We start from the raw sequence: 23348 nt of genomic DNA, 5'->3' as shown, positions 1-23348 counted from the left end.
TCACCCGCCCTGGGCGGCGCTGAGCACCTCGACCCGGTCGCCGTCGCGCAGCACGGTCGCCGGCCAGCCGCCCCGGGGGACCACCTCGCCGTTGACCGCGACGGCGAGGCCGCGCCGCTGCCCGGTGACCGTGGCGACCAGGTCCGCGACGGTCGTGCCGCCGGTCAGCTCGCGTCCGACGCCGTTGACGATCAGTCGCACGTCTTCCTCCTCAGTGGAACCGGTCGGCGGTGAAGGGGGTGAGCAGGGGGTCCGGCTGACCGGTGACGATCAGGTCGGTGATCAGGTCGGCGGTGACCGGGGTGAGCACGATGCCGTGCCGGTGGTGGCCGGTGGCGGCGAGTACGCCGGGCCGGCCGGGCAGCGGGCCGAGGATCGGCGCGTTGTCCGGGGTGCCGGGGCGCAGCCCGGCGGTCGCCTCGGTCAGCGCGTACTCGGCGAGTTCGGGGACGAGGTCGACGGCGGCCCGCAGCAGCCGCAGCACCGCCCCGGTGGTCACCTCGGTGTCGGTGCGTTCCTCGACGGTCGCCCCGAGCACCACCTCGCCGTCGTCGCGGGGGACGAGGTAGACCGACTCGCCGTCGGCGTACCCCCGGATGACGTGCCGGAAGCCGGGCGGGCGGTGGTCGGGCGCGCGCAGCCGCAGCACCTGACCCTTGACCGGGCGGACCGGCAGCCCGGTCAGCGCGGCGGCGCCGCAGCCGGCGGCGACCACGACGACGGGCGCGTCCACCTCGGCCAGTCGGGTCACCGCGCCGGGCAGCAGGGTCGCGCCGGCCTGTCCGGCGGCGACCCGCAACGCGTCGACCAGCCGGCGCGGGTCGACCTGGTGGTCGCCGGGGGCGACCGCGCCGCCGCGCAGCCGGGGGGTCAGCGCCGGTTCGCGCTCCCGTAGCTGCGACGGCCGCAGCGCGCTGATCGGCAGCCCCAACCCCTGCTGGTACGACCAGAGCCGGCGTGCCTCGGCCAGGTCGTCCCCGGTCAGCCCGACGACGAGGGTGCCGTCGGTGCGGTAGCCGAACTCCGTTCCGGTGGCTTCGGTCAGTTCGGCGGCGAAACCCGGCCAGCGGGCGGCGGACGCGGTGAGCAGCCCGGTCAGCTCCCGTTCCCCGAAGTACGCCTCGGCGACCGGGGCGAGCATCCCGGCGGCGACCCGGGACGCGCCGGAGCCGGGGGCCGGGTCGTGCACGGCCACCCGCAGGCCCCGGGTGGCGCAGCGCCAGGCGATCGCCAACCCGACCGGCCCCGCGCCCACGATGGCGACGTCGGGCCGGGTCAGCACGTCAGTGCCGCGATCAGTTCGGCGGTGGCCCGGCCCGGGTCGGCGGCGGCGGACAGCGCCCCGACCACCGCCACCCCGTGGGCCCCGGCGGCCCGCAGCGCCGGCACCGTGGCGGCGGTGACCCCGCCGATGGCGATCACCGGCACGTCGACGGCCGCGGCGACGGCGCGGATGCCGGCCGGGCCGATCGGGTCGGGCAGGCCGGTCTTGGTGGCGGTGGGGTGGCACGGGCCGACGCCCAGGTAGCTGGCCCCGGCGGCGACGGCCCGGGCGGCGGTACCCGGTTCCCGGGCGGTCGCGCCGAGCACGGCGGCGGGGCCGAGGACCCGGCGGGCCGCCGCGACGGGTAGGTCGTCCGCGCCGACGTGGCCGCCGTGGGCGTCCACCGCGAGGGCGACGTGCAGCCGGTCGTTGACCAGGCAGGTCGCCCCGTACGGCACGCAGAGCGCGCGTACCCGTCGGGCCAGGTCGTACGCCTGCCGGTCGGTGGTGTCGTCGTCGACCCGTACCTGGACGACGAGGTCGGCGCGGGCCACCGGGAGGGCGGCCCGTACGACGGCGAGCGGGTCGCACCCGGGGCGGGTGTCGGTGATCAGATGCAGTCGGCCGAGGGACGGCACGGCAACTCTCCTCCCTGCGCCGGCATTACCCGGATCAGGTTCTACGGTCGGGGGCTCTCAGCCCCCCTCTCAGCCCGGTGTACCGGGCTCCCGTGGGTCACGTGTCTGTGACCGTACGACAGATCCGCTGATCCGCCAAGGGGTGTTAGATTGATCCAGGACTATCGATGCATACGGTTGTCGGCTTGTATCCACATAAGGCCGGAAAAGCGAGTCGCCGATACCGAATCGTTACATGCTCATGCCTTGCCGGAAACCAATCCAGCGGCGCTAATTTGTTCAACCGATCGACATTATTCCGGTGCGGAGCCTCGGCGTGGCCCGCACCTGATCGCCACTGGTGCGGACCTCGGCGGGCCCACACCGATCCGACCGGGGACGGTCTGCGGCGAGTCGTCCCCATGCCCCCACCACTGTCCAGCACGGACAAAAGGAGCATGGAGTGTCTCCATCCCGCCATCGCCGCGCACGTCGCGGCCCACTGGGTGCCGGTCTACTGGCCCTCTCCCTACTCGCCAGCGGCCTGATCGGCGGCACCGCCGCCCAGGCCGCTCCCGCCGCGTCGGCCCTGCCACAGGCCGCACCGGCACCGGCGGCAGCAGCCGCCGCCGAACCCTTCTCGGTCCTGGTCTTCTCCAAGACCGCCGGATTCCGGCACGACGCCATCCCGGCCGGCATCGCCGCGATCCAGAAGCTCGGCACCGACAACGGGTTCACCGTCGACACCACCGAGGACGGAGCCGCCTTCAACGACACCAACCTGGCGAAATACCAGGCGGTGATCTGGCTCTCCACCACCGGTGACGTGCTCGACGCCACCCAGCAGGCCGCGTTCGAGCGCTACATCAAGGCCGGCGGCGGCTACGCCGGCGTGCACGCCGCCTCGGACACCGAGTACGACTGGGCCTGGTACGGCAACCTGGTCGGCGCGTACTTCTCCGGCCACCCGGCCAACCAGCAGGCCACCGTCAAGGTCGAGGACCCCGCGCACCCGTCGACGGCCGACCTGCCGGCCCGCTGGTCCCGGTTCGACGAGTGGTACAACTTCCGCACCAACCCCCGCTCCAAGGTGCACGTGCTGGCCAGCCTGGACGAGAAGTCCTACAGCCCGGGCGCCGGCGCGATGGGCGCCGACCACCCCACCGCCTGGTGCCAGGACTACGACGGCGGTCGCTCCTGGTACACCGGCGGCGGCCACACCCAGGCGTCGTACACCGAGCCGGAGTTCCTCAGCCACCTGCTCGGCGGCATCCGCACCGCGGCCGGGGTCGAGAACGCCGACTGCGGCGCCACCAAGACCTCGAACTTCGAGAAGATCACCCTCGACAGCAACACCAACAACCCGATGGAGCTGGACATCGCTCCGGACGGCCGGGTGTTCTACGCCGAGCGTGACGGCCGGGTGCAGATCGTGAAGCCGGACACCGGCAACACGGTCACCGCGACCCGGCTGGACGTGTTCACCGGCAACGAGGACGGCCTGCTCGGGTTGCGCCTCGACCCGGACTTCACCACCAACAAGTGGATCTACCTGTACTACGCACCGGCCGGTGGCGCCCCGCGCAACTACCTGTCCCGGTTCACCGTCAACGGTGACACCATCGACAAGGCCACCGAGAAGGTCGTGCTCCAGGTCGACACCCAGCGCAACACCTGCTGCCACGCCGGCGGCAGCATGACCTTCGACTCGAAGGGCAACCTCTACCTCGCCACCGGCGACAACACCAACCCGTTCGAGTCGAACGCGTTCACGCCGATCGACGAGCGGGCCGGCCGGCAGGACTACGACGCGCAGCGCAGCGCCGGCAACACCAACGACCTGCGCGGCAAGGTGATCCGGATCCACCCGGAGGACGACGGCACCTACACCGTCCCGACGGGCAACCTGTTCGCCCCGGGCACCGCGAAGACCCGTCCGGAGATCTTCGGCATGGGCTTCCGTAACCCGTTCCGGATCGGCGTCGACCAGAAGACCGACACCCTCTACGTCGCCGACTACGGGCCGGACGCCTCGGCGGCCAACCCGAACCGTGGCCCCGAGGGCCTGGTGGAGTGGAACATCGTCGCCACGGCCGGCAACTACGGCTGGCCGTACTGCACCGGCAACAACAAGGCGTACAACGACTACACCTTCCCGTCCGGGCCGAGCGGGGCGAAGTTCGACTGCGCCGCGCCGGTCAACGACTCGCCCAACAACACCGGCCTGACCAACCTGCCGCCGGCCATCGCGGCGACCGTGGACTACGGCTACGCCGGCGACCCGCGCTTCCCCGAGATCGGCGGCGGCGGCGCCCCGATGGGTGGCCCGGTCTACCGCTACGACGCCGACAGCACGTCGAGCCGCAAGTGGCCGGCGTACTACGACGGCAAGGCGCTGCTCGGCGAGTGGAACCAGTCGAAGATGTACACGATGCAGGTCAGCGCGGACGGCAAGACGCTGATCGACATCAACCAGCTGCTCACCGGCATGCCGATGATCCGCCCGATGGACTTCGAGTTCGGTCCGGACGGCGCGCTCTACATGATCGAGTGGGGCACCGGCTTCGGCGGCAACAACGACGACTCCGGGATCTACCGGATCGACTACACCGCAGGTGACCGCGCCCCCATCGCCGAGGCCAGCGCCGACCCCACCTCCGGGGCGGCACCGCTGACCGTGAAGTTCTCCAGCGCCGGGTCCCGTGACCCGGACGGCGGCACGCTGACCTACGCGTGGAAGTTCGGTGACGGGCAGACCTCCACCGAGGCGAACCCCACCCACACCTACACCGCGGCCGGCGACTACACCGCGCAGCTCACCGTCACCAACCCCAAGGGCCGTACCGCCGTGGCGAACGTGCCGGTGACGGTCGGCAACACCGCCCCGACGGTGACCATCGAGTTCCCGCCCAGCGGCGGTTTCTTCGAGTGGGGCGACCAGGTCAAGTACACGATCAAGGTGACCGACCCGGAGGACGGCACCGTCGACTGTGACCGGGTGCAGCTGCAGGTGCTGCTCGGCCACGACGAGCACGCCCACCCGCTGGAGCAGCACACCGGCTGCACCGGCACCGTGCAGACCTCGCTGGCGTCCGGGCACGGCGCGGAGGCGAACGTCTTCGCCGTCTTCGAGGCCACCTACACCGACGACGGCGGCACCGGCGGCGCCGGCCCGCTGACCGGCCGGGCGATCGAGATCCTCCAGCCCAAGCGCAAGCAGGCCGAGTACTTCACGGCCACCGGGCGGGCCCCGGGCAGCACCGGCGGCGGTGACCCGGGCGTGCAGAAGGAGACCACCACCGACCCCGCCGGTGGCGGCCAGAACATCGGCTTCATCGAGGACGGCGACTGGTGGTCGCTCGTCCCGGCCAACCTGACCGGGGTCGAGCAGATCCGGTTCCGGGTGGCCTCCGAGGTCCAGGGCGGTCGGATCGACGTGCACGCCGGTGCCGTCGACGGTCCGGTCGTGGCCACCGCCACCGTGCCCGGCACGGGCGGCTGGCAGCAGTTCGTCGACGTGACCGCGCCGGTGACGGCCGGTGCCGAGGGCGCGCTGTACTTCGTCGCCAAGGACCCCGCCGGTGGCACCGGTTCGCTGTTCAACGTCAACTGGATGGACTTCATCGGACGGGGCGTGACCGACAACGCGCCGCCGCAGGTGACGGCCACCGCCACCCCGGCGACCGGCACCGCGCCGGTCACCGTGACCTTCACCGGCACGGCCACCGACACCGAGGGTGACACCCCGCTGACGTACGCCTGGGACTTCGGTGACGGCGGGACGGCGACGACCCTGAACGCCACCCACACCTACACCACCCCGGGCACCTTCACCGCCACCCTGACGGTGACGGACAGCCGGGGCGCGAAGTCCTACGCGACCGTCCCGGTCAAGGTGGACGCGCCGAACAACTCCTGCCTCGGGGCGCGGTCGGACGAGTTCACCGGCAACACCCTGGACAAGGACCGCTGGACGGTGGTCCGGGAGAACCAGCTCTACTCGGTCTCCGGCGGGTCGCTGCGGCTGCCCACCTCCTCCGGTGACCTGTACGGCTCCCGCAACGACGCGACCAACCTGGTGCTCCAGCCCGCACCCAGCGGGGCCTGGCAGGCCACCACGAAGGTCACCGTGCCCGTCACCGCCGACTACCAGCAGGCCGGCCTGCTGATCTACGGCGACGACGACAACTACGCCAAGGTGGACCTGCTCTACGGCGGGTCGCGCAAGGTGGAGTTCATCCGGGAGACCGCCGGGACTCCGCGCAACGACGCGGCCGACGCCGTGGCCGCCCCGGCCGGTGACACCATCTGGCTGCGGCTGATCAGCGACGGCACCAACCTGACCGCGCAGTTCTCGACCGACGGTGCCACGTTCACCCCGGTCGGCCGGTCCGCCGCGCTGGCCGGCATCACCAACCCGCGGATCGGTCTGCTCGCCCTCAACGGCGGCACCACCGCCCCGGTGGTGGACGCGGTGTTCGACTCGTTCCTGGTCTCGCCGGACGCCCCGGCCGGCCCGGTCAGCCCGTCGGACGAGTTCACCGGCACCACGCTCGACAAGTGCCGGTGGAACGCGGTGCTCCGGGAGGACCCGGCCGCCTACCGGGTGGCCGACGGCGCACTGAAGATCGACGTGCCGAAGGGTGACATCTACGGCACCAGCAACACCGGGCCGACGAACTTCATCCTCCAGACCGCGCCGAGCGGCGACTGGACCCTGGAGACGAAGGTCGACGGCAGCGCGCTGGCCGAGCAGTACCAGCAGGCCGGTCTGATCGTCCACGCCGACGACGACAACTACGTCAAGTTGGACTACATCGTGGACAACCAGGCCGGGCAGGCGGTCTCCCGGCGGATCGAGTTCCGTGGCGAACTCGCCGGGGTGACGCAGAACCCGCAGCCCCAGGTCTCCAACCTGACCTCGGGGGTGTGGTACCTGCGCCTCGCCCGGGCCGGTGACACCTTCACCGCGTCCTACTCGGCGGACGGGCAGGAGTGGACCACGTTCGAGACGGTGACGAACACCGCCGTCGGGGCCACCCCGAAGATCGGTCTGTTCACCCTCGGCGCGAACGCGGCCACCTCGAAGACGGCCTCGTTCGACTACTTCCGGCTCTCCACCAAGGCGGCCGACACGACCGCCCCGGTGACCACGGCCACCGTCTCCGGCACCCCGACCGAGGGCTGGTACACCGGCCCGGTCACCGTGACGCTGGCGGCGGCCGACGAGGCCGGCGGTAGCGGGGTGGCGAGCACCGAGTACCAGCTCGACGGGGCCACCACGTGGACCGCGTACACCGAGCCGGTGCAGGTCACCGGGGACGGCACCCACGAGGTGCGGTTCCGCTCGACCGACGCGGCCGGCAACGTGGAGGCGACGAAGAAGGTCGCCGTGAAGATCGACGCCACCGCGCCGGTCAGCTCGGCGTCGTTCGCCCCGGCCAACGACGACGGCTGGCACAACGGCACCGTCCCGGTGGTCATCACCTCCACCGACGCCGGTTCCGGGGTGAAGAAGCTGGAGTGGTCGCTCGACGGCGGCGCCTGGACGGCGTACACCACGCCGGTCGAGGTGACCGGGGACGGCACGCACGAGCTGCTGTACCGGGCCACCGACGCCGCCGGCAACGTCGAGGCGCTGAAGTCGGCGGTCGTGAAGATCGACGGCACCAAGCCGACGCTGCTGGTCTCCGGCATCGCCGACGGCCAGCTCTACGGTGACAGCCAGGACGTCCGGATCTCGTGGCAGGCGGTCGACCCGACCTCCGGCATCAAGACGACCTCCGGCGTGCTGGACGGCCGGGCGTACACCAGCGGCACCCTGCAGGCGCTGTACGAGCTGCCGCTCGGCCTGCACGAGCTGACGGTGACCGCGACCGACAAGGCGGGCAACTCCACCACCTCGACGGTCCGGTTCTTCGTCACCACCTCGTTCCGGGACATGCAGAACCTGCTGGACCGGTTCAAGGCGACCGGACGACTCACCACCAAGGCGCACCGTCAGCTGTCCAACAAGCTGGACGCGGTGCGGGAGTCCGAGGCGGCGGGCAACGACAAGCGGGCGGTGCAGCAGTTGACCGCCTTCAAGGCGTTGGCCACCGACACCGCGGTGGTGACCGACACCGACGTGCGGGACGTGCTGGTCCGTGACGCCGACGCCATGATCGTCCGGCTCGGCGGCGCGGCCACCAAGGCCGGCGTCAAGGCGAACAACAACAAGTCGGTCGACGGGGCCGGCCGGCTCGGTGCCGACCCCACCCGGATCGCCAAGGGCGGTTCGCTGTAAGGAGCACCACGGGGCCGCTCCCACCGTCGACACCGACGGTGGGGGCGGCCCCTCCACATCGGAAGGGAGACGTCGATGCGTAGCTTGAGAGCCCTCGCCGCGCTGGTCGTGGCGGCCCTGGTGGCCCTGCCGGCGGGGCCGGCGGCGGCGCACGGCGGGAAGGTCAAGCTGACGGTGGCCGGTGACGGTGCCGGCGGGGTGACCGTGATGGCCGTGTACGCCGACGGACACCGGCTGGACCAACCGGTCCGGCTCACCCTGACCGCCGAGGGCGAGGGTGGCCGGACGGCCGGGCCGGTGCAGATCGAGCCGTCCGGGGAGGGGCAGGGCTTCTACAGCAGCGGCCCGCTGCTCTCCCCCGGCGACTGGCGGGTGACGGTCAGCGCCCCCGCCCCCTACCAGAGCACGGCGACCGCGCAGGTGCAGGCCCGGGTGGCCCAGTCGCCGTCGCCGGTCGCCGTCGAACGCCCGGCGGCCGGGGCGCGGGAGACCGGAACGGTCTGGTGGCGGTGGTTGGCCGGCGGCCTCGCCGTGGTGGTCGTCGCCGGGTTGACGCTGCTGTGGTGGCGTCGCCGGGCGCACCCCGGGCCCGACGAACCGGCCGGCCTGGGCGGCTGAGCACCACGTGACCGGTCGGGCCCGGACACCGCGACGGTGTCCGGGCCCGACCGTGTCCGGCCGGTGTGCTCAGAGCAGGGCGTCCAGCGCGTCGAGGTCGTCGTCGGTGGGCTGCCAACCGCCGGCGGCGGCGTTCGCGCGGACCTGCTCGGCGGTGGTGGCGCCGGCGATGACCGAGGCCACCGCCGGGCGGGCGGCCAGCCCGCCGATGGCCACCTGGAGCAGCGTCAGCCCCCGCTGCGCAGCGAACGCCTCCAGCGCCTCGATGGTGTCCCAGCGGGCGGCGGCGAGCCGTTCGGCGTACCGGCCGCCACCGGCGAGGCGGCTGCCGGCGGGCGGGGCGCTGTCGCGCCGGTACTTGCCGGTGAGCAGGCCGTTGGCCAGCGGGAAGAACGGCAGCAGTCCGAGGCCGAACCGCTCGCAGGCCGGGATGATCTCGACCTCGGCGTCCCGGTGGAGCAGGTTGTAGTGGTTCTGCGCGCTGATGAACCGGGTCAGCCCCCGGGTCTTCGCCGTCCAGTCGGCGTCGGCGATCTGCCAGCCGGAGAAGTTGGAGTTGCCCAGGTAGCGTACCTTGCCGGCACGGACCAGGTCGTCGAGGGCTGCGAGCGTCTCGTCGACCGGGGTGTCCGGGTCGGGCTCGTGCAGCTGGTACAGGTCGATGTGGTCGGTGCCGAGCCGGCGCAGCGACGCCTCGACGGCCCGCACCACGTACCGCCGGGAGCCGCGTACCCCGAAGTCGCGGCCGTTGCGCCCGCCCATCGACATGCCGAACTTGGTGGCCAGCACCACGTCGTCGCGCCGCCCCTTGAGGGCCTGCCCGAGCAGTTCCTCCGAACCGCCCGGCGGCTCGCCGTAGATGTCGGCGGTGTCGAAGAAGGTGATCCCGGCGTCGAGCGCGGCGTCGACCACCGCCCGGGTGCCGTCGATGTCGAGCTTGCGGCCGAAGTTGTTGCAGCCGATGCCGACCACGGACACCACGAGCCCGGAGTCGCCCAGCCGGCGGTAGGTCATCTCAGTCACGAGAGCCACCCTATGCCGCCCGGATCGGCCCCGACCGGCGACGACCGCGCCCGATGACCAGGCGTGGTCGTCGCCTCACGATGAGCGCGACCGGCTCAGCCGACGTCCCAGACCGGCTCCGGGGTCTCCACCACGTCGCCGTCACCCCGGAACAGCACGAACCTGTCGAACGAGCGGGTGAACCAGCGGTCGTGGGTGACCGCCACCACCGTCCCGGCGAACGCGGTCAGTCCCGCCTCCAACGCCTCCGCCGAGGCCAGGTCGAGGTTGTCGGTCGGCTCGTCGAGCAGCAGCAGGGTGGCCCCGGACAGTTCCAGCAGCAGCACCAGGAACCGGGCCTGCTGGCCGCCGGAGAGGGTGCCGAACCGCTGGTCGCCCTGGCCGGCCAGCTCGTAGCGGCTCAGCGCCGCCATCGCCGCGTGCCGGTCCATCCCGTCCCGGTGCTCGTCACCGCGCCACAGCGCCTCGACCAGGGTCTTCGCCATCAGCTCCGGCCGGTCGTGGGTCTGCGAGAAGTGTCCCGGCCGGACCCGGGCGCCCAGCCGGACCACCCCGGCATGGGCCACCGGGGCCAGCGCGGCGGCCCCGTCCACCGGGCCGTTGGCCGGGTCGGGGTCGGTGCCGCCCCGGGCCAGCAGGCGCAGGAAGTGCGACTTGCCGGTGCCGTTGGCCCCGAGCACCGCCACCCGGTCGCCGTACCACAGCTCCAGGTCGAAGGGGTAGGTCAGGCCGTCCAGCTCCAGCTGTTCGCAGATCACCGCGCGTTTGCCGGTCCGCCCGCCGGCCAGCCGCATCCGGATGTCCTGGTCCTTCGGCGGTACGGGCGGCGGCCCGGCCTCCTCGAACTTGCGCAGCCGGGTCTGTGCCGCCTGGTAGCGGGAGGCGAGCCCGTCGTTGTACGCGGCCTTCTGCTTGTACATCAGCATCAGCTCGCGCAGCTTCTGGTGTTCCTCGTCCCAGCGGCGGCGCAGTTCGTCGAGGCGGGCGTGCCGGGCCGTACGGGCCTCGTGCCAGCTCGCGAAGCCGCCCGGGTGCACCCAGGCACTGCCCCCTTCGACGGCGGCCACCCGGTCGGCGGTGTGCGCGAGCAGTTCCCGGTCGTGCGAGACGTACAGCACCGACTTGGTGGACTCGCGCAGCCGTTGCTCCAGCCAGCGTTTGCCGGGTACGTCGAGGAAGTTGTCCGGCTCGTCGAGCAGCAGCACCTCGTCGGGGCCGCGCAGCAGCAACTCCAGGGCGAAGCGCTTCTGCTGCCCGCCCGACAGGGTGCGCACCGGGCGGTCCCGGGAGGCTTCCCAGGGCAGGTCGAGCACGGTGGTGGTGACGGTGTCGAAGAGCACCTCGGCGTCGTACCCGCCGGCCTCACCCCAGGCGGCCAGCGCGTCGGCGTACGCCAGCTGGGCCTTGCCGGCGGCGGTGCTGTACTTGCCGCGCAGTTCGGCCTCACGCATGGCCCGTTCGGTGTCGGCGAGCCGGTGGCCGGCCGCGCGCAGCGCCGGTGGGGCCAGCGACAGGGCCAGGTCGGCCAGTGTCGACTCGTCGCCGATCATGCCGATGAACTGCCGCATCACGCCGAGCCCACCGGATCGGGCGATCACGCCGGTACGCACCGGCAGGTCACCGGCGACCATCCGCAGCAGCGTCGTCTTGCCGGCGCCGTTCGGCCCGACCAGGGCGACCTTGGCGCCCTCACCGACCCGGAACGACACGTCGGCGAAGAGTTCCCGACCGTCCGGGAGGATGTACCCGACCGCTGCCACGTCCACGTATCCCACGTCGGCATCCTGCCCGAGGCGCGGGGCCGGGCGACACTCGATTACCGGGTGACCCGCAGCACCCGGTAGCCCCGCTGGCTGGCCTGCCGCACGACGGTGAATCCCTCGTCGCCCAGCCAGCGGTGCAGCGAGTCGCCGCCGAGGTGCCGGGCCACCACCAGCCAGCCGACGCCGTCCGGGGCGAGCCGGGGCAGCCAGCGGCGCAGCAGCGCGTGCAGTTCGGGCTTGCCGATGTGGATCGGCGGGTTGGACCAGATCTGGGTGAAGGTGACCTCGGCCGGCACCTCGTCCGGGGCGACCGCGTGCACCCGGTCGGCCGCGTCGACGCGGGCGGCGTTCGCGGCGGTCAGCTCGCGGGCCCGCGCGTTGACGTCGACCGCCCACACGGTGGCGGTCGGCGCGAGGTCGGCCAGCACACAGCTGATCGGCCCGAACCCGGAGCCGATGTCGAGCAGGTGACCGCCGGTGTCGGCGGTCGGCAGCGCGGCCTTGCGCAGCAGTACGGCGGTGCCGGGGTCGAGCCGGGCGGCGGAGAAGACCCCGCTGGCGGAGACGAGCGTGTAGTCGCGCCCGGCGACGTGGAACTCGACCTCGCGGGGGTGGGCCGGGGCGCTGGGCTCCGGGGTGAAGTAGTGGTCGCCGGTCACCGGGGCATTCTTCCACCGGCCCCGACCGGTCCCGTCGTCGGCGGTCGGTGTGCCCGGTGGGTCGCCGGGGTGGTGGTCCGTGGACCCGACGCGCCATGCGCGGTATTTCCTAGTTTTATCCCCTAAAGGGGCAATGAACCCTACTCTGGGCGACATGGTATATCGGTACGAGTCCGCTGAGGACGCGTTTGAGGAGAACCCGCGGCCCGGGGCGGACCTGCCGCTGGTGCAACCCGGCCCGACCGCACCGGCCGGGCCCTCCCCGTCCCGCTTCCCGGCCCCCTCCCTGCCCCGGACCACCCGGCCGGCACCGCCGGAGGCCGATCCCGTCCCGATCCGCTCCGCCGTCCAGGTGCCCGCCCCGACGTCCTCGCCGCAGCGGTCCCGGTCCCGCCGCTCCGGCGACGCCCGCGGCGGCCGGCTCTGGCAGATCGCCGTCGGCGGGGCGGCGGTGCTGATGCTGCTCGGCCTCTGCGGCATCAGCGGTGCCCTGCTGCTCATCGACCGCACCGCCACCGACGACCCGGCGCAGAACGGGGCGGCGCCGACGGCGACGGTGAGCGCCGCCCCGACCGACCAGGCCGCCACCGGTCCGCTGGACTCCCGGGACGTCGACCGGCAGCCGTTGACCGTCAAGGAGGTCTTCCCCGACAAGACCCTGGTCGTCGGCGTCGACCGGCACGAGTACCAGGTGCTCAAGACCCAGGCCGGCGCGAACTGCGCCGTGGCCGCCACCGGTGAGATCGCCGACCTGCTGGTCACCCTCGGATGCAGCCAGGTGGTCCGGGCCACCCTGCGCTCCCCCGACGGCGACCACCTGCTCACCGCCGGCCTGCTCAACCTGACCGACCTGGCCACCGCGCAACGCGTCCGGGAACGGATCAGGCCGCTGCTCGACGACCGGCGTGGCCGGTTCCGGGGCATGCCCGCCGGGGAGGACACCGAGTCGGTCGCCACCGCCGCCGCCCGTGTCGCCTGGCAGGTACGCGGCCACTACGTCGCCTACTGCCTGGTCACCCGGGACGACGCCGGTGCCGTCCCGGCCGGTGACCGCGACGTCCGCGAGATCATCTACGACCTGATCGAGCTGCACCTGGACAAGGGCGTGCTGGACCGTCGCGCGGCCGGCGTCAGCGTGGACCAGCCCACCGCCAGGGCCAGCGGCGCCTCGGCCACCCCGTCCGCCGGGACCCGCCGGACGCCCACCGCCTCCCCGCCCGGCGACGACCCGGACACCGACGAACTGCCCGGCGACTGACCGCCGGCGACGCAGGCCCGGCCGGAGCGGCCGGGCCTGCGTCTGAGGAGCCGGCCTGGGACTGGCCGGCGGCGTGCCCGGTCGCTACGCCGGTTCGACGGGCAACCAGAGTTCGCGGGTCGGACTGCCGGGGTCGTCCGTCGGCTCGGGCACCGCGACGATCTCCGGGCCCGGCCTCAGACGCCACGGGTTGAAGGGGAACCACCCGGTCGCGGCAGCCGCCCAGGTCCGCTGCAGGATCTGCGGATACGGCCCCACGACCCGGATGACCACCCAACGGCCCGCCGGCACCTCGATCACGTCCAGGTCGGCCGGGACCGGCGTGCACCGGGACACGGCCACCCCGTGCAGGTACGTCAGCTCGCTGCCCTCGTCGTAGTCCGCGTCGAGGTCGTCGCAGACCGCGAGCAGACCGGCCGGCTCGGCGTCACCGAGCGTCTTCAGGCGCAGGTGCTCCTGCGCCGGCAGCGCCGCGACATGCCGCTTGATGTACGGGTTGACGCCCCGGTGGATCAGGGGAACCCGGGTGGCGTGCCCCACGAGCCGGAATGCGGGACGGCCGACGATGCGGGTGTCCATGCGTTCGTTCCCTTCGGCGCTGCGGCGGAACCTGAGCCGTGGTGCGGGGCGACCCGGTCGTTCGTATCGTGGGCCGACGCGCGGGCGGCACACCCGACAGAAGCGGAGCGGGAAGTGTCGGGCGGTCGGTACCGGTGCCGCCACACGATGGGCGCATGGACGACACGACACTGGTATCCCGGTTCCTGCGCGACGGTTTCGTGAAGCTGGCGGGCGCCGTCGCGCCGCGCGTGGCCACGGACTGCGCGCGGCTGCTGTGGCGGGAGACCGGCTGCGACCCGGACGACCCGGACACCTGGACGAAACCCGTGCACTGGGTGCCCGGCATGGCGCAGGGGCCGTTCGCCGCCGCGCCCAACTCCCCGTTCCTCCACCACGCGTACGACCTGCTCGTCGGCGCGGGACGCTGGGAGCCGCGCTACTCACTGGGCACGTTCCCGTTGCGCTTCCCACACCCCGACGAGCCGGACGACGCGGGCTGGCACATCGAGGGCAGCTACCTTCCGGAGGGCGCGAACTGGTACTTCACGAACATCCGCTCCCGGGGTCGGGCACTGCTGATGCTGTTCCTGTTCAGCGAGGTCGGTGACGGGGACGCCCCGACCCGGATCAGGGTCGGCTCACACCTCGACGTGCCGAAGGTGCTCGAAAAGTACGGGGAGGACGGGGCGAGCGGCCTCGACCTCGCGCCCGACCTGGTGGCGGCGTCGGACCACCGGCCGGTCGCCCTGGCCACCGGGTCCCCGGGTGACGTCTTCCTCTGCCATCCGTTCCTGGTGCACGCGGCGCAGCCGCACCACGGGACGCGACCGCGCTTCATGGCCCAGCCGCCGCTGATGCCGGCGGCACCGTACGAACTGGAACGACCCGACGGCGCGTACTCGCCCGTGGAGATCGCGATCCGCCGGGGACTCGGGCAGGACACCCCCGACCCTGCGGTACCGGGGAGGCGGGACCACCGGTGAGGGGACGGGTGAGTGGCCGCAGCGCGCGGTTCCAGCAGTGGGAGGCCCTGCTGCGCAACCGGACCAAGCGGCAGCGTCGCGGCGAGTTCCTCGTGCAGGGCGTACGCCCGATCGCGATGGCCGTCGAACACGGCTGGCAGGTCCGGGAGCTGCTCTACGACGCCGACGTCCAGTTGTCCGGCTGGGCCCGCGCAACCCTGGACACCGTCCGGGCCGAGCGGTACGCCGTCGCCCCCGACCTGATGCACGAGCTGGGCGGCAAGGCGGACACGGTGCCGGAGCTGCTGGCCGTGGTCGCCCTACCCGAGGACGACCTGCGCCGCATCCCGGTCGGGCCGACCATGCTCACCGTCGTGTTCGACAGGCCCGGCAGCCCCGGCAACATCGGGACCCTCATCCGGTCCGCGGACGCCTTCGGCGCGTCCGGCGTCGTCGTCACCGGCCACGCCGCCGACGTGTACGACCCGAAGTCGGTACGGGCGAGCACCGGCTCACTGTTCGCGCTGCCGGTGGTCCGGGCACCCTCGCACCAGGCGGTGCTGTCGTGGGTCGCCGACGTGCGGGCCGGCGGTGTCCACATCGGCATCGCGGGCGCCGACGAGCACGCCACACTGGATGCCGCCGACTACGACTTCACGCAGCCCACGCTGACCCTGATCGGCAACGAGACCACCGGTCTCAGCGTCGGCTGGCGGGACGCCTGCGACCAGCTCGTCCGGGTGCCGATGTCCGGGGCCGCCAGCTCCCTGAACGCGGCGGCCGCCGCGACCGTCGTGCTCTACGAGTCGGCACGCCAGCGCAACGCCGCCGCCCGCCGGTAGCCCCGGGTCAGGACTCCACCGGCAGCCGCAACCGGCGGGTCCGGTCGGCGCGGTCGGCGTAGTCGGCCGGGTCGGCCGGATAGCCGACGGCCACCAGGGTCAACCCGTGCGCCGGCGCGACCGTCACCTCGCTTGAGCGTTCCCGCCGGGCGAGCAGCCCCGCCGGCCACCCGACCGGACGTCGACCGTCCCCGGCGGTCAGCATCGCCCCCACCAGGCTGCGCACCATCGCCTGGCAGAACGCGTCGGCCTGCACGGTGGCGACCAGGATGCCGTCCGGGTCCCGCCGCCAGTCCAGCCGGGTCACCTCGCGCACCGTCGTGGCGTTCTCCTTGCGCCGGCAGTACGCGGCGAAGTCGTGCTCCCCGACCAGGCCGGCCGCCGCGACGTTCAGGGCGGCCGGGTCCAACGCCCGGGGCCAGGCGAGGGTGTCCCACCGCCGCAGCGGCTCGGCACCCCACGGGGCGTCGGTCACCCGGTACTCGTACCGGCGGAAGGTGGCCGAGAAACGGGCGTCGAAGTCGGCCGGCACCTCCGTCATCGCCCGGACCCGGACGTCACCGGGGAGCAGCCGGGCCAGCCGGCGCAGCAGCCGCTCCCGGTGCTCCGCCCAGACGGCGGCGGGCAGGTCGAGGTGGCAGACCTGCCCGGTGGCGTGCACCCCGGCGTCGGTCCGCCCGGCCACGGTCAGGCCGGTCACGGTGCCCGCCCCGAGCACCAGGTCCAGCGTCGCGACCAGCACCCCGGCCACCGTGCGCCGGGTCGGCTGGGCGGCCCAGCCGGAGAAGTCGGTGCCGTCGTACGAGACGTCCAGCCGCAGCCGGATCCGCTCGTCCATCTCGTACCTCCCGTTCACGACGTCGGGCCCGGCACCCCAGGAAGGGATGCCGGGCCCGACGGTGCTGCCGTTGCTCAGGCCTTCTTCTCGGTGGCCTCGGTCTCGGTAGCCTCGTCGCTGTCCTCGCGGGCGGCGGCGGTGTCACCGGACGCCGAGACCGGCGCCTCGGAGTCCTGGTCGGCCGGGGCCGCCGGGGTCTCCTCGGCCGGGGCGAGCGCCTCGACCTTGTCCTGCTGGGCGGACTTGCGGGCGGCGGTCTTCTTGTTCGCCTTCGGCTCGGCGACCTGAAGCTCCTCCACCAGCTCGATGATCGCCATCGGAGCGGCGTCACCCTTGCGCGGGCCGGTCTTCACGATCCGGGTGTAGCCACCGTTGCGGTTGGCGTACCGGGGCGCGATCTGGTCGAACAGGGAGTAGACCACGTCCTTGTCCTTGACGACGCCCAGCACCCGACGGCGGGAGGCGAGGTCGCCCCGCTTGGCCTTGGTGATGAGCTGCTCGGCCAGCGGACGCAGCCGCCGGGCCTTCGTCTCGGTGGTCTGGATCTTGCCGTGCTGGAACAGCGCGGTGGCCAGGTTGGCCAGCATCAGCCGCTCGTGCGCGGGGCTGCCGCCGAGGCGGGGGCCCTTGGTGGGCGTGGGCATGCTTGGTGCTCCTCAGGTGTGGCGGCAGCGCGGACTAGAGCTGCTCGGTCTCGCGATAGTCGTCGGTGTCGTAGTCGGCCTCACCGAAGGCGTCCACGACGTGTGCCGGGTCGAAGTTCGGAGCCGAGTCCTTCAGCCCCAGACCCATCCCGGCGAGCTTCATCTTGACCTCGTCGATCGACTTCTGACCGAAGTTGCGGATGTCGAGGAGGTCGGCCTCGGTACGCCCGATCAGCTCACCAACGGAGTTGATGCCCTCGCGCTTGAGGCAGTTGTAGGAGCGGACGGTGAGGTCCAGCTCCTCGATCGGCAGGGCGAGGTCGGCCGCGAGCTGGGCGTCCTGCGGGGACGGCCCGATGTCGATGCCCTCGGCGGTCTCGTCCAGCTCCCGGGCCAGCCCGAACAGCTCCACCAGCGTCGAACCGGCGGAGGCCAGCGCGGTACGCGGGCCCATCGACGGCTTGGTCTCGACGTCGATGATCAGCCGGTCGAAGTCGGTCCGCTGCTCGACACGGGTCGCCTCGACGCGGTACGTCACCTTCAGCACCGGCGAGTAGATCGAGTCGACCGGGATCCGGCCGATCTCGGCGCCGGCCTGCTTGTTCTGCGCCGCCGTCACGTAGCCGCGACCCCGCTCGACGGTCAGCTCCATGTCGAGCCGGCCCTTGCCGTTGAGGGTGGCGAGCTTCAGGTCGGGGTTGTGCACCGAGACACCGGCCGGGGGCTGGATGTCACCGGCGGTCACGTCGCCCGGCCCCTGCTTGCGCAGGTACATGCTGACCGGCTCGTCGTGCTCGGAGCTGACGCAGAGCTCCTTGATGTTCATGACGAGCTCGACCACGTCCTCCTTGACCCCGGGGATCGTGGTGAACTCGTGCAGCACACCGTCGATCTTGATCGAGGTGACCGCGGCACCCGGGATGGACGACAGCAGCGTACGCCGCAGCGAGTTGCCCAGGGTGTAGCCGAAGCCGGGCTCCAGCGGCTCGATGGTGAACCGGGATCGGGTCTCGTTGATCGACTCTTCGGAGAGAGACGGTCGCTGGCTGATGAGCATTTCTTCTCTTCTCTTCCGGGACGCCCGCTATATGACGTCCACGACACAAACTGTTCCGGTGGCCCGCCCCGCAGGACGGGCCACCGCAACGGGCCCTACTTGGAGTAGAGCTCGACGATCAGCTGCTCCTGGACCTGGGTGTCGATCACCTGGCGGGCCGGGAGCGAGTGCACCAGGACCTTCATCTGGCTCGGGATCGCCTCCAGCCACGCCGGAACGGTCTTCGAGCCGGCCTGGGCCTGCGCCACGATGAACGGGGTGAGCTCCTTGCTCTTGCCCCGGACCTCGATGATGTCGTGCTCCTTGACGCGGTACGACGGGATGTCGACCTTCTTGCCGTTCACGGTGAAGTGACCGTGCTTGACAAGCTGGCGGGCCATGTCCCGGGAGTGCGCGTACCCGGCCCGGTAGACCACGTTGTCGAGCCGCGACTCGAGGATCTGCAGGAGGACCTCACCGGTCTTGGCCTGCTTGGCCACGGCCTCCTCGTAGTACCCGCGGAACTGCTTCTCCAGCACGCCGTACACGCGGCGGGCCTTCTGCTTCTCGCGGAGCTGGAGCAGGTACTCCGTCTCCTTCGTGCGGCCACGGCCGTGCTGTCCGGGCGGGAACGGCCGGGACTCGAACGGGCACTTCGGGCCATCGCACTTGCTGCCCTTGAGGAACAGCTTCATCTTCTCCCGCCGGCAACGGCGGCAGTCAGCACCGGTGTAACGAGCCATCTCTCTCTAACCTCTCAGACCCGGCGACGCTTCGGCGGACGGCACCCGTTGTGCGGCTGCGGGGTGACGTCGGCGATCTGGCCGACCTCAAGCCCGACGGCCTGCAGCGAACGGATGGCGGTCTCCCGGCCGGAGCCGGGACCCTTGACGAACACGTCGACCTTGCGCATGCCGTGCTCCATCGCCCGGCGCGCGGCGGCCTCGGCGGCCAGCTGCGCGGCGAACGGGGTCGACTTGCGGGAGCCCTTGAAGCCAACCTGGCCGGCGGAGGCCCAGGAGATGACCGCACCGGTCGGGTCCGTGATGGACACGATGGTGTTGTTGAACGTGCTCTTGATGTGCGCCTGCCCGTGGGCGACGTTCTTGCGTTCCTTGCGCCGGACCTTCTTGACTGCGGCTCCGGCACGAGCCTTCGGTGGCATAAGTCTTCTGCGCTCCTGTATGGGTTCTCGATCGGCTGCTGGCTCTTCGCCTGGGCGCCGGCGTGGGAATTACTTCTTGCCGGGCTTCTTCTTGCCGGCCACGGTCCGCTTCGGGCCCTTGCGGGTGCGGGCGTTGGTCCGCGTCCGCTGGCCACGCACGGGCAGGCCCCGGCGGTGCCGGATGCCGGCGTAGCAGCCGATCTCGACCTTGCGGCGGATGTCGGCGGCGACCTCGCGGCGCAGGTCGCCTTCAACCTTGTAGTTCGACTCGATGTGGTCGCGGAGCTGAACGAGCTCCTCGTCCGTGAGGTCCCGAGCGCGCTTGTCCGGCGAGATGCCGGTAGCGGCGAGCGTCTCCTGGGCACGGGTGCGACCGACCCCGAAGATGTAGGTGAGCGCGATCTCCATCCGCTTCTCGCGGGGGAGATCCACGCCGACTAGACGTGCCATGTGCGGGCGTACTCCTCGTGATGTGTGGCGGAGGTGTGGACCCGTCCCACCCCGCTACCGACCAGTTCCGGGTCCGGCGCGTCGTGCGCCGGCGACCGGACGGCCGCTGCCCGAGCGGGCCCCGGCCTCCGACCGGGGGTTGGCCACGAGAAGGTACGCATGCGTACGTTCCGCGGCTGGGACGAGCTGGTGACGTGTTGTCGTCGGATCTGCGCGACCCGGACCGGTCCGCCGCCCTCCGTCACGCGGAGGGCGGGCTCGGATCAGCCCTGGCGCTGCTTGTGGCGCGGGTCGGTGCAGATCACCATGACCCGGCCGTGCCGGCGGATAACCCGGCACTTGTTGCAGATCCTCTTGACGCTCGGCTTGACCTTCACGGTTGCCTTACTTCCCATCCGGCCCGGTGACGCGGTGACCGCGACTCCGGACGTCGAAGACGGACACGGGGACTTCCCGGCCGCCGTCAGGCTTTACTTGTAGCGGTAGACGATGCGTCCGCGGGTCAGGTCGTACGGCGAGAGTTCGACGACGACCCGGTCCTCCGGCAGGATGCGGATGTAGTGCTGCCGCATCTTGCCGCTGATGTGAGCCAGCACCTTGTGGCCGTTCGCGAGTTCCACCCGGAACATGGCGTTCGGCAGAGGCTCGATGACCCGACCCTCGATCTCGATGGCTCCGTCTTTTTTCGGCATGTACTCCGCTGTCCTGACGTCGGTTGTTCCGGACGACCCACAACGTCTTACACGGGCCGCCCGACGGTCATCGGGGACCCGCGCCAGCCGCGGCTCCGGGCTCCCACCGAAGCGCGTGGTGGGCATGCCGGAGTGGACGCTGTGCGCCGATCTGAAAGTGTACGCCCGCCCACTGGTGGTCGCCAAACCGGCCACCGGTGGTGTCGCCCATCCGGACGAAACCGGGCGTCCTCCCCCGCAACGCCCGGCTGTCGGCGGTCGTTCCGGCGCTACTTGCGGCGCTTGCGCCGCCGCGTGTCGCGCGCCGCCCGCCGGCGGTCCCGCCGGGCGGGAGCGCCGCCGGCAACCCCGCCCGTGGTACGCAGGAGCAGCAGAACCCCCCACGGGCCGAGCGCCCATACCGGCCAGTAGAACAGCAGTTCCCGGCTGCCGACCGAGGAGATCGCCCAGATCACGGTGAGCAGGGCCGCCACCCGCAGCCAGGGCACCCACACCTCGACCGGCCACCGGCCGGAGCCGGCACCCACGGGCACCGGCTCGCCCACCACGGTGCCCCCGGTCACCGGCGGCTCCGGCGTCACCTCCCGGTCGGGCACCGACTCCCCGGAACCGGACACCGGCGGGGCCTGCGGGTCGAGCGGGGCCAGCGCGGAGCGCTGCGCGGACGCCGGTGCCGGCAGATCAGCCAGGACGGTGTCCAGCTCCGCGTACGTCTTCGCCCCGTACGTCTGTTGCAGGCGCTCGTCGTACTCGTGCAGGTCCAGCCGGCCCTCTTCCAGGGCGACCCGGAGTCGTTCCGCCGTCGCCTCCCGGTCGGCGTCCGCCGCCCGCATCCGTTCCCGCCCCGGCGTGCCGGCTCGCCCCTCCATGCCGGCAAGCATGACACCACGGGTCCACCGCCGCCGAACCCGCAACCGCCCACCGGGCCACAGGGCGACTACCGGACCGGGGGGCACCGCCACCGTCACCGTCACCGCTGGCCGGCGCTGACCTGGCCAGCGCTGGCCCGACCGGCACTCCCGCACGGCGCTGGCCCGCACGGCGCTGGCCCGGCCGGCGCTGGCCCGCACGGCGCTGGCCCGGCCGGCGCAACGGCACCGACACCGGCCCCGACCAGCCCGGTCCGCGGCTACCGGGCGGTCCTCTCGGTAACCGACCCCGAGGGGTCGTCGGGCCGCTTCGGCGCTCTCCGCGAAGGGCCACCCGTGTCTCCGCTCACCGGTGACCGCCCCTCCCCACCGCATCCGTCCTCGGGTCCTTTCGACCTGATGACATCAGCGATTCAGGTGCCTCTTCCGTGCCCCGGGTGATCTTCACGGCCTGCGATCCACCGACGCTCCCCTCCGCCCACGACGGGGATCACGTCCGCTCCCGGCCGGCGGTTGAGTCGTCAACCACATCAGCTCGAAAGGACCCGGGGTGCTCTACCGGCATCGGCCCCGCCGGAGAACGGGACACGACGGCGTGAACCACCGAGAACAGCACGCCCGGACACCGCAACCGCGACACCGCACCACCGCACCGCCCGGCCACGCCCCAACCGGACACCGCCCGCCCAGGGAACCACCCCGCCCGGGGAACCAGCCAGCTCGGGACGTGCCTCGACCGGGCCGGCGGCGACGAGAGACACCGGCGAGGCGGACGTCGGCCGGGCAGGGGGCCGGAGCCGTAGCGCGGGGGGCCTCGTGCGGGTGTGGCCGTGGGGCGGAGGCCGTAGGTCGGGAACCGTGACGGGTCAGGTGGCCGGGGAGTCGGCCGGCTGCCGGGCGGTCACCAGGTCGCCGAGCCGCGCCCGCCCGCCGTCGAACGCGGTCAGCACCCAGACCCCGTCCTCCAGCAGCGCCATCGAGTGCTCGACGTGCACCGCCATCGACCGGTCCCGGGTGACCACCGTCCACCCGTCGGACAACTCGACGGTACGCGGGGAACCCATCGTGATCATCGGCTCGATCGCCAGCGCCATGCCCGGCACCAGGCGTGGCCCCTTGCCGGGCCGGCCGTGGTTGAGCACGTGCGGATCCTGGTGCATCTCGGTGCCGATGCCGTGGCCGCCGTAGCCGTCGACGATGCCGTACCGGCCACCCCGGCGCACGGCTGTCTCGACGGCGTGCGAGATGTCGGTGAGCCGGCCACGGCCGTTCGCGGCACCCCGCGCGGCGGCGGCGATCCCGGCCCACATGGCGTCCTCGGCGACCGAGGCCATCTTCAACAGCGCCGGGTCGACCTCGCCCACCCCGACGGTGACCGCCGCGTCGCCGTGCCAGCCGTCCAGCACCGCGCCGCAGTCGATCGAGATCAGGTCGCCCTCCCTGAGCACCTGGTCGGCGGCGGGGATCGCGTGCACCACCTGCTCGTTGACCGACGAGCAGATCGAGGCGGGGAAGCCGTGGTAGCCCTTGAACGACGGGATCGCGCCCGCCTCGCGGATGGTCGCCTCGGCGATGGCGTCGAGGTCTGCCGTACTCACCCCGGGGGCGACCGCCGCGCTCATCCGGCGCAGGGCCTCGGCGACCACCAGGCCGGCGGCCCGCATCTTCTGGATCTGGTCAGGGGTCTTCAGCTGGATGTCCAGCTGGGCACGGCGCATGGAGCGGTCACCTTTCGTTGCCTTGCACAGCGAAACAGCGGGGCACGTCGCGTACCCCGCTGTTCGCACTCTATCCGCCGGGC

The 23348-nt window shown here is 72.3% G+C and carries 22 protein-coding genes and 1 riboswitch; of the genes, 5 read left to right on the top strand and 17 right to left on the bottom strand.

What is annotated here, in order from left to right; all coding sequences use genetic code 11:
• The 3 genes from thiS to thiE form a co-directional block, all read right to left on the bottom strand.
• Positions 1–201 carry a sulfur carrier protein ThiS gene (thiS, locus tag JQX11_RS11135; protein WP_204924873.1) on the bottom strand — a complete coding sequence of 67 codons (201 nt, stop codon included), beginning with the start codon at positions 199–201 and terminating at the stop codon, positions 1–3.
• Positions 202–211: 10 nt separating this feature from the next.
• Positions 212–1282 (bottom strand): glycine oxidase ThiO, encoded by a 1071-nt coding sequence (thiO, locus tag JQX11_RS11130; RefSeq protein WP_204924872.1) that lies wholly within the window; start codon positions 1280–1282, stop codon positions 212–214.
• Positions 1276–1902: a thiamine phosphate synthase gene (gene thiE / locus JQX11_RS11125; protein WP_204924871.1), complete on the bottom strand. Its 627-nt coding sequence runs from the start codon at positions 1900–1902 to the stop codon at positions 1276–1278. Before thiE ends, thiO begins: the two co-directional genes overlap by 7 nt.
• Positions 1897–2006: riboswitch (TPP riboswitch) on the bottom strand. It overlaps the preceding gene by 6 nt.
• 338 nt (positions 2007–2344) lie before the next feature.
• Between thiE and JQX11_RS11120 the strand changes: the two genes are divergently transcribed.
• Both JQX11_RS11120 and JQX11_RS11115 read left to right on the top strand, forming a co-directional pair.
• The gene (locus JQX11_RS11120) at positions 2345–8167 is read left to right on the top strand and encodes a ThuA domain-containing protein (RefSeq protein WP_204924870.1); all 5823 of its coding nucleotides are present in this window, start codon (positions 2345–2347) and stop codon (positions 8165–8167) included.
• Between the two features lie 75 nt (positions 8168–8242).
• Positions 8243–8785 carry a hypothetical protein gene (locus tag JQX11_RS11115; protein ID WP_204924869.1) on the top strand — a complete coding sequence of 181 codons (543 nt, stop codon included), beginning with the start codon at positions 8243–8245 and terminating at the stop codon, positions 8783–8785.
• A 69-nt stretch (positions 8786–8854) separates the two neighbouring features.
• Here JQX11_RS11115 and JQX11_RS11110 read toward each other — a convergent pair whose 3' ends face one another.
• From JQX11_RS11110 to JQX11_RS11100, 3 genes are all read right to left on the bottom strand, one after another.
• Positions 8855–9817 (bottom strand): aldo/keto reductase, encoded by a 963-nt coding sequence (locus JQX11_RS11110; protein WP_204924868.1) that lies wholly within the window; start codon positions 9815–9817, stop codon positions 8855–8857.
• An 86-nt stretch (positions 9818–9903) separates the two neighbouring features.
• Entirely contained in the window at positions 9904–11583 is a 1680-nt protein-coding gene (locus JQX11_RS11105) for an ABC-F family ATP-binding cassette domain-containing protein (RefSeq protein ID WP_204924867.1), read from the bottom strand.
• A gap of 41 nt (positions 11584–11624) precedes the next feature.
• Positions 11625–12230 carry a class I SAM-dependent methyltransferase gene (locus tag JQX11_RS11100; RefSeq protein ID WP_204924866.1) on the bottom strand — a complete coding sequence of 202 codons (606 nt, stop codon included), beginning with the start codon at positions 12228–12230 and terminating at the stop codon, positions 11625–11627.
• A 154-nt stretch (positions 12231–12384) separates the two neighbouring features.
• Between JQX11_RS11100 and JQX11_RS11095 the strand changes: the two genes are divergently transcribed.
• Positions 12385–13488, top strand: a complete 1104-nt coding sequence (locus tag JQX11_RS11095) for a hypothetical protein (RefSeq protein ID WP_204924865.1) — start codon at positions 12385–12387, stop codon at positions 13486–13488.
• Positions 13489–13572: 84 nt separating this feature from the next.
• Here JQX11_RS11095 and JQX11_RS11090 read toward each other — a convergent pair whose 3' ends face one another.
• Positions 13573–14067, bottom strand: coding sequence for a GyrI-like domain-containing protein (locus tag JQX11_RS11090; RefSeq protein WP_204924864.1), 495 nt, complete (start codon positions 14065–14067; stop codon positions 13573–13575).
• 155 nt (positions 14068–14222) lie between these two features.
• Between JQX11_RS11090 and JQX11_RS11085 the strand changes: the two genes are divergently transcribed.
• Together JQX11_RS11085 and JQX11_RS11080 are read left to right on the top strand one after the other, a co-directional pair.
• Positions 14223–15032, top strand: coding sequence for a phytanoyl-CoA dioxygenase family protein (locus JQX11_RS11085; RefSeq protein ID WP_204924863.1), 810 nt, complete (start codon positions 14223–14225; stop codon positions 15030–15032).
• Between the two features lie 8 nt (positions 15033–15040).
• Positions 15041–15853, top strand: coding sequence for a TrmH family RNA methyltransferase (locus tag JQX11_RS11080; RefSeq protein WP_372444577.1), 813 nt, complete (start codon positions 15041–15043; stop codon positions 15851–15853).
• 7 nt (positions 15854–15860) lie between these two features.
• Here JQX11_RS11080 and truA read toward each other — a convergent pair whose 3' ends face one another.
• The 10 genes from truA to map form a co-directional block, all read right to left on the bottom strand.
• On the bottom strand, positions 15861–16691 hold the full coding sequence (gene truA, locus JQX11_RS11075; RefSeq protein ID WP_204924861.1) for a tRNA pseudouridine(38-40) synthase TruA: 831 nt from the start codon (positions 16689–16691) through the stop codon (positions 15861–15863).
• 74 nt (positions 16692–16765) lie between these two features.
• Positions 16766–17335: a 50S ribosomal protein L17 gene (rplQ, locus tag JQX11_RS11070; protein WP_204924860.1), complete on the bottom strand. Its 570-nt coding sequence runs from the start codon at positions 17333–17335 to the stop codon at positions 16766–16768.
• 34 nt (positions 17336–17369) lie between these two features.
• Complete coding sequence (locus tag JQX11_RS11065) at positions 17370–18392, bottom strand: DNA-directed RNA polymerase subunit alpha (RefSeq protein ID WP_007073009.1); 1023 nt, start codon at positions 18390–18392, stop codon at positions 17370–17372.
• A 95-nt stretch (positions 18393–18487) separates the two neighbouring features.
• Positions 18488–19114 (bottom strand): 30S ribosomal protein S4, encoded by a 627-nt coding sequence (gene rpsD, locus JQX11_RS11060; RefSeq protein ID WP_067301470.1) that lies wholly within the window; start codon positions 19112–19114, stop codon positions 18488–18490.
• 14 nt (positions 19115–19128) lie between these two features.
• Positions 19129–19536, bottom strand: coding sequence for a 30S ribosomal protein S11 (gene rpsK, locus JQX11_RS11055; protein ID WP_030329919.1), 408 nt, complete (start codon positions 19534–19536; stop codon positions 19129–19131).
• A 69-nt stretch (positions 19537–19605) separates the two neighbouring features.
• Entirely contained in the window at positions 19606–19986 is a 381-nt protein-coding gene (rpsM, locus tag JQX11_RS11050; RefSeq protein ID WP_091241981.1) for a 30S ribosomal protein S13, read from the bottom strand.
• Positions 19987–20249: 263 nt separating this feature from the next.
• Positions 20250–20363, bottom strand: a complete 114-nt coding sequence (rpmJ, locus tag JQX11_RS11045) for a 50S ribosomal protein L36 (protein ID WP_012184307.1) — start codon at positions 20361–20363, stop codon at positions 20250–20252.
• 93 nt (positions 20364–20456) lie between these two features.
• Entirely contained in the window at positions 20457–20678 is a 222-nt protein-coding gene (infA, locus tag JQX11_RS11040; protein ID WP_007073013.1) for a translation initiation factor IF-1, read from the bottom strand.
• A 269-nt stretch (positions 20679–20947) separates the two neighbouring features.
• Positions 20948–21547, bottom strand: coding sequence for a DUF1707 SHOCT-like domain-containing protein (locus JQX11_RS11035; protein ID WP_372444576.1), 600 nt, complete (start codon positions 21545–21547; stop codon positions 20948–20950).
• A gap of 866 nt (positions 21548–22413) precedes the next feature.
• On the bottom strand, positions 22414–23265 hold the full coding sequence (map, locus tag JQX11_RS11030) for a type I methionyl aminopeptidase (RefSeq protein WP_145921748.1): 852 nt from the start codon (positions 23263–23265) through the stop codon (positions 22414–22416).
• Positions 23266–23348 lie beyond the last annotated feature (83 nt).

Origin of the sequence: Micromonospora humida (assembly GCF_016901255.1) — a bacterium.
Classification (GTDB): Bacteria; Actinomycetota; Actinomycetes; order Mycobacteriales; family Micromonosporaceae; genus Micromonospora; species Micromonospora wenchangensis.
This window is presented reverse-complemented; position numbering and strand designations above follow the sequence as displayed.